Consider the following 17,205-nt stretch of genomic DNA (forward strand, 5'->3'; position numbering starts at 1 on the left):
TAAAAGTGAGCGATAAGCCGACGATTGAGACGAGCCTGGGTGAAGACAGCGGCGCAGCGCCAGAGCCGCGGAGGTTGCTTGAATCCTCGTCCAATCCGAGCCTTTGGAAGTGGCGCGCCGCGGCGGACAAGGAGGTCAAGGGCAGGGACCTGACCTGGAACACGCCCGAGGGTATCGCGGTCAAGCCGCTCTACACCGCCGAGGACGTGGCCGTCGATCCGGGCCTGCCCGGCTTCGCGCCCTTCACGCGCGGCGTTCGCGCCTCGATGTACGCGGGCCGTCCCTGGACCATCCGCCAGTACGCCGGCTTCTCCACCGCCGAGGAATCGAACGCCTTCTACCGCCGCAACCTCGCGGCGGGGCAGAAGGGCCTGTCGGTCGCTTTCGACCTCGCGACCCACCGTGGCTACGACAGCGACCATCCGCGCGTCGTCGGTGACGTCGGCAAGGCCGGCGTGGCAATCGACTCGGTCGAGGACATGAAGATCCTGTTCGACGGCATCCCGCTCGACAAGATGTCGGTCTCGATGACCATGAACGGCGCGGTGATCCCGATCCTGGCCTTCTTCATCGTCGCGGGCGAGGAACAGGGCGTTGATCGCAAGCTGCTCGACGGGACCATCCAGAACGACATCCTCAAGGAGTTCATGGTCCGCAATACCTACATCTACCCGCCCGAGCCTTCGATGCGGATCATCTCGGACATCTTCGGCTACACCAGCCGCGAGATGCCCAAGTTCAACTCCATCTCGATTTCCGGCTATCACATGCAGGAAGCTGGCGCGACGCAGGTCCAGGAACTGGCCTTCACCATCGCCGACGGCGCCGAATACGTGAAGTACGGCGTGGCATCGGGCCTCGACATCGACAAGTTCGCGGGCCGCCTCTCGTTCTTCTTCGCCATCGGCATGAACTTCTTCATGGAAATCGCCAAGCTGCGCGCCGCGCGCGTGCTTTGGCACCGGGTGATGACCGAGCTGGGCGCCAAGGACGAGCGCAGCAAGATGCTGCGCACTCACTGCCAGACCTCGGGCGTGTCGCTGCAGGAGCAGGACCCCTACAACAACGTCATCCGCACCACGGTCGAGGCGATGGCCTCGATGCTGGGCGGCACCCAGTCGCTGCACACCAACGCGCTGGACGAGGCGATCGCGCTGCCGACCGACTTCTCGGCGCGCATCGCCCGCAACACCCAGATCATCATCCAGGAGGAGACCGGCATGTGCAATGTCGTCGATCCGCTGGGTGGGTCCTACTATATCGAATCGCTCACCCAGCAGCTCGTCGACGAGGCTTGGGAAATCATCGAGCGCGTCCAGGCCGAAGGCGGCATGGCCAAGGCCGTCGCCGCCGGCTGGCCCAAGGCGATGATCGAGACCGCCGCCGCCGCCCGCCAGGCGCGCGTCGACCGCGGTGACGACGTGATCGTCGGCGTCAACAAGTACCGCCTCGCCACCGAGGACGCGATCGAGACGCTCGACATCGACAATGCCAAGGTCCGCGAAGGCCAGATCGCCCGCATCAACAAGATGAAGGCGGACCGCGACGAGGCCGCATGCCAAGCCGCGCTCAAGGCACTGCGCGACGGCGCTGCGGGCGAATCGAGCATCGAGAACAACCTCCTCGCGCTCGCCGTCGAGGCCGCCCGCGCGCGCGCCACGCTGGGCGAGATTTCCTCGGCGATGGAAGAGAGCTTCGAGCGCTACGGCACCCAGCCGACCCCGGTGAAGGGCGTCTACGGCGCGCCTTACGAAGGCGACAGCCGCTGGCAGCAGGTGCTCGACGGCGTGGCTGCGGTCGAACGCCGCCTTGGCCGCAAACCCAAGCTGCTCGTCGCGAAGATGGGCCAGGACGGCCACGACCGCGGCGCCAACATCATCGCCTCGGCGTTTGGCGACATGGGCTTCGAGGTCGTCTCCGGCCCGCTGTTCCAGACGCCGGATGAGACCGTGGTACTGGCGCTCGACAACGGTGTGGACGTCGTCGGCGCCTCTAGCCTCGCGGCCGGACACAAGACGCTGATCCCCGAACTGATCCAGCAGCTGCGCGATGCCGGCCGCAGCGACATCAAGGTCATCGCCGGCGGCGTCATCCCCGCGAAGGACTACGAATACCTGCGCAGTGCAGGCGTCCAGGGCATCTATGGCCCCGGGTCGAACGTGGTCGAATGCGCAGCCGACGTGCTGCGCCTGCTCGGCCACAACATGCCGCCGCTGGGTTCCGAGCTCCAAGTGGCGAAGTAGGCAAAATGTTTGAAGAACTTCCTGGGGAGGAAGGGTTGGCGGCGGCGCGCTTCTCTAGTGCCGCCGCCAAATACCCCGCCCAATAATGTATCAGAATTTAAATGGACGTATCCGCTCATACGAACTTATTCGCATGCCCTGTTGCCCTTCGGCCGCAACGATCATGCCAACTACGCGTCAGAGGCGCGATCCTAATTGATGTTAATGGCTATTTCCTGACTGCGAAGTCTATCAAGCGCTGGAGCCTCTAGTGTTCAAAAAATCCTGATCGCAAACCGGGGCGAGATCGCCTGCCGTGTCATCAAGACCGCGCGCCGCATGGGCATCCAGACGGTCGCCGTCTATTCCGACGCCGACGCCCGTGCGCCTTTCGTGCAGATGGCCGATGAGGCGGTCCACATCGGCCCGGCTCCCGCCGCGCAGTCGTACCTGATCGCCGACAAGATCATCGCCGCCTGCAAGCAGACCGGCGCCGAAGCGGTCCACCCCGGCTACGGCTTCCTGTCCGAGCGCACCTCATTCGCCGAGGCGCTCGCCGCCGAGGGCATCGAGTTCATCGGACCTCCCGTGAACGCGATTGCGGCGATGGGCGACAAGATCGAGTCCAAGAAGCTCGCCAAGGCGGCCGGCGTCAACGTCGTCCCCGGCTTCGTCGGCGAGATCGAGGATACCGAGCATGCCGTGCGCATCTCGGCCGAGATCGGCTACCCGGTGATGATGAAGGCGTCTGCCGGCGGCGGCGGCAAGGGCATGCGCCTCGCCTACGACGAGAAGGACGTCCGCGAGGGCTTCGAGGCCACCAAGCGCGAGGGCCTGAACTCCTTCGGGGACGACCGCGTCTTCATCGAGAAGTTCATCCTCAACCCGCGCCACATCGAGATCCAGATCCTCGGCGACAAGCACGGCAACATTCTTTACCTGAACGAGCGCGAGTGCTCGATCCAGCGCCGCCACCAGAAGGTGGTCGAGGAAGCGCCGTCGCCCTTCGTCACCGACAAGATGCGCAAGGCCATGGGCGAGCAGTGCGTCGCCCTGTCGCGCGCGGTCGGCTACTACTCGGCCGGCACCGTGGAACTGATCGTCTCGGGCGCCGACCCGACGGGCGAGAGCTTCTACTTCCTCGAGATGAACACCCGCCTGCAGGTGGAGCACCCCGTCACCGAGGCGATCACCGGCATCGACTTGGTCGAGCAGATGATCCGCGTCGCCGCCGGCGAGCCGCTGGCAATGACGCAGGACGACGTGAAGATCGAGGGCTGGGCCATCGAGAACCGCGTTTACGCAGAAGACCCCTATCGCGGCTTCCTGCCCTCCACCGGGCGCCTGTCGCGCTACAACCCGCCGGTCGAAGGCTGGACCGAGGACGAGCAGGGCAACGGCCGCCGCGGCATCGACGGCGTGCGTGTTGATGACGGCGTCTACGAAGGCGGCGAAGTCTCGATGTTCTACGATCCGATGATCGCCAAGCTCATCACCTGGGGCGAGACGCGTGACGAGGCCGCCGACAAGCAGGTCGCCGCGCTCGACGCTTTCGAGATCGAGGGTCTGGGCCACAACATCGATTTCGTCTCGGCCATCATGCAGCACCCGCGCTTCCGCTCGGGCGAGCTGACCACCGGCTTCATCGCCGAGGAATACCCGGACGGCTTCCACGGCGCGCCCGCGTCGGACGACCTCAAGGTCAAGCTCGCCGCCGTCGCCGCTTTCGTCGCCACCGCGCGCGCCGATCGCTCGCGCCGGGTCGAGGGCCAGCTCGGCACCCCGCTCGATCCTCCGGGCGAATGGACCGTCACCATCGACGGCGCGGTGTTCGAGGTCGAACTCGACGAGGACCTGCTGACGGTGAACGGCGAGGAGGTCGAGCTTGAACTCGAATACACGCCGGGCGACCGCTTCGTGGAAGCCGAGGTCGACGGCGAGGAGCTGATCCTCAAGCTGGAAACGACCCGCACCGGCTTCAGGATGACCACGCGCGGCGCCATTCACAAGGTCGAGTGCCTGCCCACGCGCATCGCCGGGCTGACGCAGCACATGATCGAAAAGGTCGCGCCCGATCTCTCGCGCTTCCTGATCTGTCCGATGCCCGGCCTGCTCGTCTCGCTCAACGTCGCCGAGGGTGACAAGGTCGAGGCCGGACAGCCGCTCGCCGTGGTGGAGGCCATGAAGATGGAGAACATCCTGCGCGCCGAAAAGTCGGGCACGGTCAAGACCGTCAACGCCAAGGCCGGCGAGAGCCTGCGCGTCGACGCGATCATCCTCGAAATGGGTTAGCGGGATGTAGACCGACAAGGTCATTTCTAAAGAAGTACGGAAGAGAACAATTACAAATCGAGCCAGAGAGCGACGAACGCAGTACAAATAACGAGATGTAGGGGGATTTCGTGCGCTTTTGGCTAAGTTTAACCAAATTTGAAAGCTATGAGATGGCGCCTTGTATGCGCCAAGCAAGGAAGACGGGATGACACGCGTGAAAGGGAAAGCTGTCTTCAAGACAATTAAGGTGATCGAGCATTTTGCGAGCAATAGCCAAACAGCCTCCGTTATGGAGCTGGTTCGAAAACTCGACATACCACAGTCGACAATGTCAGAAACGCTGAACGTCCTGGTAGACATGGGTATTCTAGCGCGAGATCTCCCTTCTCGCACCTATTCAGCTACCCCGCGATTGGCTGCGTTAGGGCTTGCTTCGCAACCTAAGTACATAGCAAGCGGCATGCTATTCAAACTTATGGAGGACTGCGCGGCGGAACTTGGCACCGCGATAGGCCTTTACGGCATTTGCAACCAGAATGCCCAACTTTATCAACTCGTAAACGGGCCGAACTACTCGGCAAATGAGCCCGGAGGGTTTTGTGCATTGTTGGGCGCACAAACACCGCTGCAGTCCTCCGCAATCGGGTACGTACTAATGGCATCACTTGGCGCGGACCACTATGAAAAGCTACTATGGCGATTGAAGGCAGAAGCCAAGCAAGGCGAAACTTTCATATACAGCGCGCTGTGTGCTGAAGTTAAGAAAGCCGAGGTAGCAGGCTGGGCTATCGGAGATTCCGGCCTCGGCCACAAATGGCGAGCGACCGCAACTTTGCTTCCGCCCACAGTTGGCAAGCACCCCTTGCGATCGCGGCCCTATACCAAGACACGCGGCTAGAATACGCTCAATCCGTCGCGGACATGCTTCGCTCTAAAATCAACGAAGTTTTACCTATCGGGGAAAAATAATGACGCCCTTGCCATGGCATTGCCCGCAAGACAGAGCTCGAGTTTGCTGGCGCCGACAAGACTGACGCGGCACATCAAATGGAACGGACGATGCACGTTGTTGAACAGCGGGAAAATTATATTTGGTGGTTTGACCTTCAACAGCGTAAGCCGCGTCGTAATCCCCGCTTTTTTAGTAAATTGTATGTCGCCCCGTTATATCGAGAATTTGGCATAATGGATCTGTGACAAAATCAAATTTGATCGTTAATGTCCGCGCCCTCGCCGGACTGCCCATGTTCGCCCCCGGAATGTCCATAGCGCAAGCTATTTGCACCGCGCTGGCCGCCAGCGGGGACGCCTTCCGCGACGGCGATATCTGCGTGATCGCGCAGAAGATAGTCTCAAAGAGCGAGGGTCGGACAGTTGAGCTTGCCGATCTCACGCCTGGCGATGCCGCCCGCGATCTCGCCGCGGCCACCGGGCGCGAGCCGGAGATGGCGCAGGCAATCCTCGACGAAAGCGCCGAGATCATGCGCCCACACCCCGCCGCGATCATCGCGCGGCACCGGACCGGTCACGTCCTCGCCAATGCGGGCATCGACGCCAGCAATGTCGAGGGCGGCGACACCGGGACAGTGCTGCTCTGGCCGGTCGATCCCGATGCCTCGGCGCGCGCGATCCGGGCCGATCTGCGCGAGGCGAGCGGGGCCGACGTCGCAGTCGTCATCGCGGATTCTATGGGCCGCGCCTGGCGGATCGGTACGGTCGGCACCGCGATCGGCTGTGCGGGTCTCGCCGTGGTCGAGGACCGGCGGGGCAGGGCGGTCGACCTCTTCGGCCGCACCCTGCAGGCCACCGTGATCGCCATCGCGGACTCGGTCGCGGCGATGGCGGCGCTGGCGATGGGCGAGGGCGACGAGGGGACCCCCGTGGCGCTGGTACGCGGCGCCGGGCGCTGGACCTCGACGGAAGACGGACCGGGCGCGGCGAGCGGCTTGCGCCCGATAGAACAGGACATGTTTCGATGAGCGGAAAGCACGTATTGGCGCTCTCGGGCGGGGTCGGCGGCGCCAAGCTGGCGGCAGGGCTCGCGGCAGTTCTTGCGCCTGAGGACCTGACCGTGGTCGTCAACACCGGCGACGATTTCGAGCACCTCGGCCTGACGATCTGCCCCGATATCGATTCCGTGACCTATGCGCTGGCGGGTCTCAACGACACCGTGCGCGGCTGGGGCGTGAAGGACGAGACGTGGCAGGCGATGGCGATGCTGCGAGGCATCGGCGAGGTGGACTGGTTCAACCTCGGCGACCGCGATATGGGGATGCACATCGCCCGTTCATGGCGGCTACGCGAGGGCGAAACGCTCTCGCAAGTGACCGCCCGGCTGACCCGCAATCTCGGTATCGCGCACGCGATAGTTCCGATGAGCGATGCGCCCCTGCGCACGCAGGTCGAGACGGCTGAGGGGTGGCTCGACTTCCAGCGCTACTTCGTGGCCGAGCAGTGCCGCCCGGTCGCGACAGGGGTGCGTTTCGAGGGATCGCCCGGCGCCGCGATGTCGCCCGCGTTCGCCGCCGCGCTGGCGCGAGAGGATCTGGGCGCGATCGTCGTATGTCCCTCGAATCCGTACCTCAGCGTCGATCCGATCCTCGCTGTCAATGGCGTTCGGGAGGCACTGGCAGCGCGCAAGGTGCCGTTGGTGGCGGTCTCGCCGCTGGTGGGAGGAACCTCGCTCAAGGGCCCGCTCGCCAAGCTGCTGGGCGAACTCGGTAGGCCGGTGAGCAACGCCTCGATCGCCGATCACTACGGCGATCTTCTCGACCATTTGGTCATCGACGAGGCCGACGCGGCCGATGCGGGGGACTTGCAGGCGCGCGGGCTTTGCGTCACCGTTACGGGAACAGTCATGTGCGATGCCGAGGTTCGGGAGCGGCTTGCGCGCTTAGCACTGACCGCAGCCCGTATCGAAACAGGATGACCATGGCTCGCGATGACGACCCATTGATGCCACGCAGCGACGATCCATCATGACGCTTTCGATGGTTCCAGCAGCCGCAGGACCGGTGTCAAGCAGGATCAAATGAAGCTGCTAGCGCTCCTCGGGACAAACCACTTTGACCATCGCCAGCAGCTGCCCGAACCGAACTCAATCGCTACTCAGTTGAACTCAGGCCTTCGTTTTGCCCTGGCCTCTACAAACTGCCGTCTGATCGGCCTGGGATTACGGACATTGCCGGCGCGGGCGATCGCCTCCGGAGCTTTCGTGTGCGCCAAGGCGCCTTCATTACCGCTGGACTTGCCGAGGGTGCCCGTGGCCGGTGCCATTGAGAGGAGGGACACTGGCCACGAGCGCGCGGCAGAGATCTAGCGGTCGCATGTCTCGTTGGACCGCTCCCGCTTTTTGGGATCGCCGACGCTACCGACGACTAAATCTACTGATGTTATTTAGTGTGTCAAGCGGCAATATCAGGCGGCTGCACGGCGCGCGCTGGACGGTGGTTTTGCCGGACCTCACTCCACCGTGGTTTTGGCGATGGTCACCGCACGGCATTTCTTTGACCTGCGGCTATCGAGCATTCCGGGAATGAAAAGGCGGAAAGCCTTATCCGAGCTGTAGGTACATATTCAAATGAGGGGGCGGCCGAGCGTCCATACCCCATGGCGCCACGCAGTCGCATGCAGAAATCCATTTTTAAGCGCTTCGTCAAGGTGTCCTAGGCGCTTCGAAACGCAGGTCTGCAGAGCCTTCATGGGAGACAATGGCTTGCTTTAGGTCGCGAATTTCCTTGCGCTCGCAATGCCCTCGATCGTGACGCCACGTCTCAACTCGGCTACAGCCAAGGGCGCGACACACAGTTGGGCGTCCAGGAGTTGACGATAACGATGTTACTTGGAAGCAACGCTAACGGTGTTCGACGCTATAATGAACGCCTGATGCTCTCGATCATACGTCGCCGGGACGGCGCTTCCAAGGCGGATCTTGCCAAGGCTACCGGCCTGTCTCCTCAGGCGGCCGTGCGGATCGTCGAGGATCTCGAGGCATCCGGATTGCTCGTTCAGTTCGGCAAGCGGAAGGGGGGCATGGGCCAGCCATCCACGATCTACAAGATCAACGGGGATAACGGATATACCGTCGGGGTCGAGATAGGTCGAACGAGGCTCGTGTGCGCGCTGCTGAATTTCAACGGAGATGTCCTCGCCACCCGGAGCAGTCGGGTCAATTTCCCGGACCCGCTAGCGGTCTTGCAGCAGATCCAGGCGTTTTCGGCAGAAGCGCTCGGTGCCATGAGCCCTCAGCAGCAGGCGTCTTTTGTCGGTTTCGGCATCGCGATGCCGTGGTTCATTGGTGAATGGCGCACCGAAATCGGCCTTACGTCTGAGCAAGGACGCGCCTGGGAAAACCCGGACCTGGAGGATTTCTTCAAATCCAACCTAAATGCGCCGGTGATGTTCGAAAATGACGGGAACTCGGCTGCGCTTGCTGAAATGCTCTGCGGCGAGGGCGCCGGCATCGATAACTTTCTCTATTTCCACATCGGCACCTTCGTGGGCGGAGGTTTGGTCCTGCGCGGACAGCTGGAAGAGGGCAGGAACGGCAATGCCGCCGCCCTCGCCTCCATGCCGGTTCCGAAAGGAACCGGTGCAGGGCACGATTTCCTCCTCCATCGTGCATCGCTCTATCAATTCGAGCATGCCGAACGGGCGGACGAGCCGCTCGTGCCCGAGACGTGGCTGAATGAATGTGCCGACGCTCTGGCATTCGCCATACTGGGTGCGAACAGTTTGCTCGATCTGGACGCGATCTTAATCGGAGGCGCACTCGCCGTGCCGGCTCTTGAATCGCTGCTTTCCAAGATCGGCGACCGGATTGAAAACGATTGTCCGCCGGACTTCTTCAAGCCCAGGATCGTACGGGGTCATATGGGTCCCGATGCCGCCGCCATCGGTGCGGGACTGCTGCCGCTGCACGCAACGTACTCGCCCAATCTCAAGTCGCTGTTGAAGAGCAAGAAGCCGTGAGACATCCTGCGCCTCTGCGATGACGCGCGTGCCCTGAGCCGTCAGGTACTTCCACGTCTGCGCATGTTCGGGCTGGAGGTATCGGGCAATCGGTTGGCCGCATGTCCGCGCCTGACGACTTACTATCGTCGTATCCCGTCCAGATCGTAAGCTGGCGCTGGCGCGGTCGTCAATTGCGACTTGGAAACGCAACGATCATGGGGCCGCACGCTAAGCAATGTCGCCGGCCGACGTATCGCCTCGCGATTGCAAGGTGATGCCAAACAGCGGACATGCAGAAACGGTCGTGCTTTCGGTGAACCCCCATCTGGCCGCCACGCCGACCGCCAGATCATTATCCACCCGTTGGCGCTGGACCGCTTCGGCCTTGGAGAACGCCACCGGAGGCGGAGTGTCTGGCAAACTCTTTCAACACCTCCGCCCCGGTGCCTGCCTCCCGAAACGGCATTTCTTGCAATCTGGGTGCGGTGGGCCGCCGATACACATGAGCAAAGCGGCGCAAGGGCGGATCGCCGAACTCCCGTGAAATAAGCATGAAGGTGCGCGTCCCCGGTACTTCGAGCGCGAAGACCTCACGTCTGGTGTTTTCTCGTTGATGGCTGGGGCTACCCAAACGGCTCAAAGTTGTTTGCCGGAGCCGTTACAAACGATTGACAGGACTAAATCACCTTAATAGATGTAGTCATGTTACGCCAAATATGGCGGGTTGAGGCGCTATGCGCGGGGAGAGAGAGCATGAAGGCCAAATCCATTTTCCTGGTATCGTGTTCGGTGATGGTGTTTGTCGCTTGCGGCACGGCGCAGGCGCAAAGCGCTGGCACGGGCGACAACAAAAGTCAGACGGCTTCACCCACGAGGGCTCCCGGCGAGCCCGACATCACATCTTCCGGAGCCCCGGATACCGTTGACGGCGGCGAAATCGTTGTCACGGGCGTTACCGAAGGCACCAAGAAGCTGGATGCGACCTTTTCCATCAACACCATCAGTGCTAATGACATTACGCGTCTGGCGCCGATCAGTACTGCCGATCTTCTGGCGAACATCCCGGGTATCTACACCGAAGGTAGCACCGCCGGCGAAGCTAGCAACAACATCACCGTCCGCGGATTGCCAGTGACAGGCGGCTACCGCTATGCGCCGCAGCTGATTGACGGGCTGCCGGTGTACGAAGAGCCCGAAGTCCCGTTCATGAACAATGACGTGTTCATCCGGACCGATCTCATGACCGACCGCGTCGAAGTGGTGAAAGGCGGTCCAGGCGGCATCCTTTATTCCAACGGCCTGGGCGCGACGGTCAACTATGTGACGCGGGAGGGCACTCAGGAGTTGAAGGGCGGATACAAGCTCGAAGTCGCCGATTACGGATTTGTCCGCAATGATGCATTCATTTCCGGGCCGATCACCAAAAACGCCACGTTTGCGCTCGGCGGTTTCTACCGTTTCTCCAAGGGCATCCGCGATACCGGCTACACAGCCGACAACGGCGGTCAAATTCGAGCGAACCTCGTCTATCGAAGCGACGACGACAGTACTATGCTTCAGGTGCAAGGGCTCTATATCAACGATCGCACCGCCTTTTATCAGAACATTCCCTTCACGGTGCCCCGTGTGGACGGACCCGGAACCGCCGAGAATCCCATCAAACTCGATCAGAAGACGATCGAGCCCCTGGGAATCGACTTTGGAAGCGGTACGTTCGCCTCGAAGTACAATCGCCATTTCACCCAGATCGGCGAATATGGCTCGCGCGACGTCGATTTCGCGGACGGCATCCATCCGGAATTTGGAATCTTTACCCTCAAGGGATCGAAGGAACTGGATTCCGGCTGGAAGTTCTCCGCGGGCCTGCGCTACACCCAGGGCAGCAATGGTTTTAATGGCCTCTTCACGGGCAACGACACATCGACCGCCGCTAACTTCCTGAATGTGCGGTTGCAGAACGATGTCATCAATCCGGCGTATAACGCGGCGCGATCCTGCAACCTGCAGAACGCAAAGCTCGTCGGATACTTCAATCTTCCAGCGAACGCCTGTGCGGCATTCGCCGACATCAGCCAACAGGATTTCATAGACCGCTACGGTAAGTTCTCGCGGGTCACCGCCATCCGGCGCAACGACGGCAGCGAGGTCGCCGGATCCGATTACCTGAACTTCCTCATTCCTTTCATTGCGCGGACCAAGGCAAAAAGCGGATCACTCGATCTGCAGGCCAAGAAATCCCTTGATCTGTTCGGCACGCACCAGCTCACGACCGGCGTCTATGGAGCGCGCTATAACTGGGACGTCAATTTCCAGCAGAGCCTGCTTGTATCCGACGTGGGTCCGGAGCCCCATCTTGTCGACCTCAACGTCGTTGATGCGGCCGGCAATCAGGTCGGGCCATCTCTTACCAGCGGCGGGGCAATCGTCGAAAGCCTCGGCGGCTTCGTCACGAAATCCAAGTCGCGTAATCTCGCCGCTTATTTCCTTGACCACTGGGAGACCCTCGGCGGAAAACTGAAACTCGATTTCGGAGCTCGATACGAAAGCCGCAGGATTAATCTGGTCCGCCGCGACCGCACCGTCATCACCAACTTGACACCTGCGGGAACGGTTGTGGGCTCGACCGGTGACACGACCGCCGATGACGAAGTGGCTCTGCCGGGCGCAGATCGGCTCTTCGCGGGCACTTATGACGCCTTTGGATGGTCCGTCGGCGGCAATTACTCGCTGACGAATGCCTTGGCGGTCTATGGACTGGTATCCACTTCGTTCCGCCTGCCAAGCCTGCAGGACGCAAACGATCTTGGCCTCAGCAACAATGTCATCGTGAACGGCGCGGCCGTCGATGCGGACCCTGTGGAACGGATCCTGCAGTTGGAAGGGGAGTGCGCTACTTCGACACGCAATTCGACGCATCGGTGGCCGTGTTTTACAACAACTTCAAACCGCGCGAATTCGTCAACGTCTACAGGGATTTTGAGGCTGCCACCTGCGCTCCCGCACCCGGAGGCGTCGTCCAAATCAATCAGTGCCCGGAAATAGCTGAACGCTATCGCCGCGGCATTCGTAACTTCGGAACCGAGATCGAGCTTGCCTGGCGTCCGGCCGCGCTAGAAGGTCTCGAACTGCGCGGTAATTTCGTGGTTCAGGACCCCAAGATCCGCGATGCCAACTACACGATCACCCAGGAAGTCAGAGACGCGCAGAACGTTCTTACCGGCTACCGTTTCGTCGACGTGGGTGAGGACGGCCGCAGGCCCCGCCGGCTGCCCACAATCATGGTCAACTTCCGGCCCTCGTTCGACTTCAAGCCGACCACCGGTGTCCCCGTCTCGATCTTCGCCCAGGGGTTCTATTATGGAAAGCGGTACTCGGAATCGACCGATTTCAATGTGACGCAGCTGCAGTCCTACTACATCATCAATGCGGGCGCTGCCGTGGCGATCACCGAGAACATCTTCGCGCAGCTCAACGTGGCCAATCTCACGAACCAGCTCTCATTCACCGAGAGCGATCCGGTGTTCTTCGACCTCTATTCGCCGGATGGCACCCGCAACCGCGGGCTGGGGCGGCCGCTGTTCGGCAGGACCGTGCGGGCCAGCATCAACGTCAATTTCTGAAAATGCCGCGTAGTCGCCCCGAACGGACGGCGTGTCCATGAGCGGCATCGCGTTCTCCAGAAAGGCTCAATTAATGAACCAATCGCGCATGCTGCTTGCCGGGATCGAAGCTGGAGGCACTAAGTTTTTGTGCGGGGTGACTGATATGGACGGCAAGATGATCGCCCAGACCCGGGTACCGACGTCGAATCCCGAGGAGACGCTGGCTGCGGTCGATGATTTCTTCGCCGACGCCGCCAAAGTGAACGGCCCGATAGCAGTCCTGTCGATCGGCAGTTTCGGGCCGCTCTCGCTCCAGGCAACGGCAAAGGACTTCGGCGCCATAACATCGACGCCTAAGCTTGCTTGGGAGAACGTGAACCTCCTGCAGCATTTCGAAAGAACGCTGGGTGTCCCGATGGCTCTAGATACCGACGTCAACTGTGCGGCGGTGGGAGAGCACTTGTTTGGAAGCGGGCGCGGACGAGACACGTTCTGCTACGTGACGGTCGGCACCGGGATCGGCGTCGGGCTCCTTGTCAACGGATCGCCGCACGGCGGAGCCAATCACCCCGAGGCCGGCCACATCCGGCTGCCGCGCGCGCCGGGAGATGACACCTTCTCGGGTATCTGCCCGTACCACGGCGATTGCCTCGAAGGCATGGCGAGCGGGCCCGCGATGCGCAAGCGCTGGGGTGTCCCTGCCGAAGCGCTGCCGGCGGGGCATCCTGGCTGGACGATAGCGGCAGACTACATCGCGGGCCTGTGTGCCACACTGACGTACATCGTCAGGCCCGACCGCATCATTCTGGGCGGAGGGGTCATGGAGCGGGAAGGGATGCATGCCTTGGTACGCCAGGCTCTGGACGCCAAACTCGCGGGATACGACGCCAGCATGCGCGGCGTCGACATGGCCAGTTACGTGGTAGCACCGAGCGCGGGTTCATCCGCCGGACTCGTAGGCGCGCTCGCGCTCGCTTACCGCAAGGTGACCCGACAATGGCCCGCACACTGGCCGGTAGGCGTGCAGAATACATCCACTCCCACCGAAAGCGCCGTCCATGCATGATGCTCATCAACCACAAAGCCGGGTAACCGCAGCCATCATCCTCAGTGCTGCCGGCGCCGCCCTGGGCGGTCTTCTGTTTGGTTTCGACACTGCGGTCATCTCCGGCGCGACGTCCGCACTGCAACAACAGTTCGCGCTTACCGATGCAGCTCTCGGGTTCACTGTTGCCTCCGCGCTCATCGGAACCGTCGTCGGTTCGTTGATCGCAGGCGCTCCTGCGGATCGTTATGGTCGACGCCCCATGCTGTTGATCGTCGCAGCGGCCTATGTCGTATCCTCGCTGGGGTCGGGCCTCGCATCAGCCTGGCTGCCGCTGCTTGCCTTCCGCTTCCTTGGCGGGCTGGCTATCGGCGCCGCTTCGGTTGTCACGCCGATTTATATCGCGGAAGTCTCGCCGGCGGAATTCCGCGGGCGGCTGGTCGCGCTCAACCAGCTGAACATCGTGCTGGGAATCGTTCTGGCGTTTCTGTCCAACTACCTCATCGCTTCCCTCATACCGGCCGAGACAGCTTGGCGCTGGATGTTCGGCATCGTTGCCGCGCCGTCCGCGCTTTTTCTCCTGGTCACGCTCCTGCTTCCTGAAAGCCCGCGCTGGCTGATCGTGAAAAAGAGGGATGACCGGGCCCGGGCCGTCATGACCAGGCTCGGTTTTGCCGATCCGGCCGGCGAAGTCATGCACATGCGGCAAGCTTCTGCCATCGCATCGGGCGCAGCCGCGCCGCGCCTGTTTCAGGCGGCCTATTCGGTACCCGTTGCCTGCGCCATTGCGATCGCGATGTTCAATCAGCTCTCCGGCATCAATGCGCTTCTCTACTATGCCCCGCGCATTTTCGAGCTCGCCGGTGCCGGCGCCGATTCCGCACTTCTGCAGTCGATCGCGGTGGGGGGACCAACGTTGTGTTTACCATCCTTGCGCTGTTCCTGATCGATCGTTTCGGGCGCAAACCCCTGCTTTACGTGGGATCCGTCGTCACGGCAGCCGCGCTGTTCCTCGTCGGTGTCCAGCTCGAGAGCGCTGCAACCGACGGAACATTGGTGCTGGTCGGATTGCTGGGGTTCATCGCAGCGTTCGCCGTCTCGCAGGGTGCGGTCATCTGGGTTTTCATCTCCGAGGTCTTTCCTAGCGCTGTGCGCGGCAAGGGGCAGGCACTAGGAAGCACCACGCACTGGGTCATGGCCGCGGGGATAACCTGGGCGTTTCCAGTATTCGCGGCACGCCTGGGCGGTTGGGTGCTCGCTTTCTTCGGTGCGATGATGCTTGTGCAATTGCTGTGGGTCTGGAAATTCATGCCGGAAACCAATGGCGTCGCCCTCGAAGATATGGATCTGAGGATCGCACATTGAAAAAGGTATTCATGACGGTATTCGCCGCAGCGCTACTCGCATCGGGCGCCAGCGCGCAGGCTCCGGACCCTAAGCCCGGCTTCCATTTTGCGCCGGCTCGCAACTGGATGAACGATCCGAACGGCCTCGTTTACTACGATGGCGAGTATCATCTGTTCTACCAGTACAATCCGTATGGCGATCGGTGGGGACACATGAGCTGGGGCCATGCGGTCAGCCGCGACCTCGTGACCTGGACCGAGTTGCCCGTCGCGTTGCCCGAGACCGACGTTATGGCCTTTTCCGGCAGTGCCGTGATCGACTGGAAGAACACGAGCGGATTGGGGCGGGGCGGTAAGCCGCCTATGCTGGCCTTCTACACCGGCTTCGACCCAAAGACGAAAAACCAGTCTCAATATCTCGCCTACAGCAACGATCGAGGACGCACTTTCACGCCTTACGGCAAGATACTCGATATCGGATCGACCGAGTTTCGCGATCCGAAGGTATTCTGGCACGAGGCCAGCAAGCGCTGGGTCATGCTGACCGTGCGCGCGGTTGAGAACAGGCTCGCGATCTACACCTCCACCGATCTGAAGAAATGGCTGCATGCCAGTGACTTCGGCCCTGCCGGCGCGCGCGGCAAGAATTGGGAGTGCCCGGATATCTTCGAGCTCCCGGTGAGAGGGGGCCGGCCGGGAGAAACCCGCTGGGTTCTCGGCATCAACCTCGGGGACAGCGGCGTGGCCGGCGGATCCGGCGGCCAGTACTTCGTCGGCGATTTCGACGGCGCGAAATTCAAGCCAGATCCTTCTTGGGGAAACGAGCCGCAGTGGATGGACTATGGCGCCGATTTCTATGCGGCGGTGTCCTGGAACGACCTGCCCAAGAGCGATCCGCGCCGGATATGGATTGGCTGGGCCAACGACTGGCGCTACGCCAATGCCATTCCGACATATCCGTCACGCGGCCTAATGTCGCTGCCGCGTACGGTCGAACTCATCAAGACCCCTAGAGGCTATCGCATCGCCCAGGCTCCCGTGCGCGAACTGGAGAAGCTGCGAAAAGCGCACCGATCAGCGGGGAATCTGCCCCTCGGCGCGGAGCCCACGGCATTACCGGTCATGGGCGCCAGAGCGGAAGCTATCTTCGAAATCGATACCCGGTCGGCAGAGCAGGTCATCATCGACCTGACCGATGAGAAGGGGTACCAAACGCTGGTCGGCATGAACCCGGGCGTCAGCGAGGTCTTCGTCGACAGGACCCGGTCTGGGCCGCATTTTCACGATGCTTTCCCCGATCGCCACGTCGCGCCCGTTGACTTTGGTTCCGGGAAAGTCACGCTGCACGTGATCGTCGATCAATCGATAATCGAAGTCTACATCAACGATGGTACCAAAGTGATCACCGATCGCTATTTCCCCGGCGGCACCGACCTGAAATGGTCAGCCACAGCCAGGGGCAGGGCGACGATCCGCAAGCTCGACAGCTGGGAGCTGAACGCGCCTCCTGGTTAATGCGCCGCACGGCGGCTATTTCCCCGAAAAAGCCAAACCCGCCACTGTCAGGAGAGGTCTATGCACCGTGTTGCGAGGACGGGTCTCGGCGTGCTGGCCGCAAGTTGTCTGCTCGGGGGCGCGCCAGGCCAGTCGATCCCGGCCACTGCGGACGCTCGATCCGGGAGGGACGTTGCCCTGAGTTGGACCTTCGATCCGGAGGTTCAGTCCGCCACTGGACAGGGCGGGGCGACCATCCACACCCAGTT

10 protein-coding genes and 1 pseudogene are annotated in these 17,205 nt (G+C 61.9%); all 11 read left to right on the forward strand.

Annotation, left to right across the window (positions count from 1 at the left end):
- Positions 1-74 precede the first annotated feature (74 nt).
- The 11 genes and pseudogenes from scpA to KZO24_RS29035 all read left to right on the forward strand — a co-directional run bounded on the left by scpA (position 75) and on the right by KZO24_RS29035 (position 16,957).
- Complete coding sequence (gene scpA / locus KZO24_RS28985; protein WP_486487831.1) at positions 75-2,243, forward strand: methylmalonyl-CoA mutase; 2,169 nt, start codon at positions 75-77, stop codon at positions 2,241-2,243.
- A gap of 219 nt (positions 2,244-2,462) precedes the next feature.
- On the forward strand, positions 2,463-4,514 hold the full coding sequence (locus KZO24_RS28990) for an ATP-binding protein (protein WP_486488440.1): 2,052 nt from the start codon (positions 2,463-2,465) through the stop codon (positions 4,512-4,514).
- 187 nt (positions 4,515-4,701) lie between these two features.
- The gene (locus tag KZO24_RS28995) at positions 4,702-5,394 is read left to right on the forward strand and encodes a helix-turn-helix domain-containing protein (RefSeq protein WP_486487832.1); all 693 of its coding nucleotides are present in this window, start codon (positions 4,702-4,704) and stop codon (positions 5,392-5,394) included.
- Between the two features lie 346 nt (positions 5,395-5,740).
- Positions 5,741-6,475 (forward strand): coenzyme F420-0:L-glutamate ligase, encoded by a 735-nt coding sequence (gene cofE / locus KZO24_RS29000; protein WP_486487833.1) that lies wholly within the window; start codon positions 5,741-5,743, stop codon positions 6,473-6,475.
- Complete coding sequence (gene cofD, locus KZO24_RS29005) at positions 6,472-7,425, forward strand: 2-phospho-L-lactate transferase (RefSeq protein WP_486487834.1); 954 nt, start codon at positions 6,472-6,474, stop codon at positions 7,423-7,425. The genes cofE and cofD overlap by 4 nt, the downstream gene beginning before the upstream one ends.
- A 956-nt stretch (positions 7,426-8,381) precedes the next feature.
- Positions 8,382-9,467, forward strand: coding sequence for an ROK family transcriptional regulator (locus KZO24_RS29010; RefSeq protein ID WP_486487835.1), 1,086 nt, complete (start codon positions 8,382-8,384; stop codon positions 9,465-9,467).
- Between the two features lie 735 nt (positions 9,468-10,202).
- The gene (locus KZO24_RS29015; protein ID WP_486487836.1) at positions 10,203-12,491 is read left to right on the forward strand and encodes a TonB-dependent receptor domain-containing protein; all 2,289 of its coding nucleotides are present in this window, start codon (positions 10,203-10,205) and stop codon (positions 12,489-12,491) included.
- Positions 12,374-13,069, forward strand: a complete 696-nt coding sequence (locus KZO24_RS29020; RefSeq protein ID WP_486488441.1) for a hypothetical protein — start codon at positions 12,374-12,376, stop codon at positions 13,067-13,069. The genes KZO24_RS29015 and KZO24_RS29020 overlap by 118 nt, the downstream gene beginning before the upstream one ends.
- Before the next feature lie 37 nt (positions 13,070-13,106).
- A complete protein-coding gene (locus tag KZO24_RS29025; RefSeq protein WP_486487837.1) occupies positions 13,107-14,117 on the forward strand; it encodes an ROK family protein in 1,011 nt (336 codons plus the stop codon).
- Positions 14,110-15,461 (forward strand): annotated as a pseudogene (locus KZO24_RS29030) (sugar porter family MFS transporter). Before KZO24_RS29025 ends, KZO24_RS29030 begins: the two are co-directional and overlap by 8 nt.
- Positions 15,458-16,957 carry a glycoside hydrolase family 32 protein gene (locus KZO24_RS29035; protein ID WP_486487838.1) on the forward strand — a complete coding sequence of 500 codons (1,500 nt, stop codon included), beginning with the start codon at positions 15,458-15,460 and terminating at the stop codon, positions 16,955-16,957. The pseudogene KZO24_RS29030 and the gene KZO24_RS29035 overlap by 4 nt, the downstream one beginning before the upstream one ends.
- Positions 16,958-17,205: the final 248 nt, after the last annotated feature.

The sequence above is a fragment of the Novosphingobium sp. NFX11 genome, from assembly GCF_057376415.1.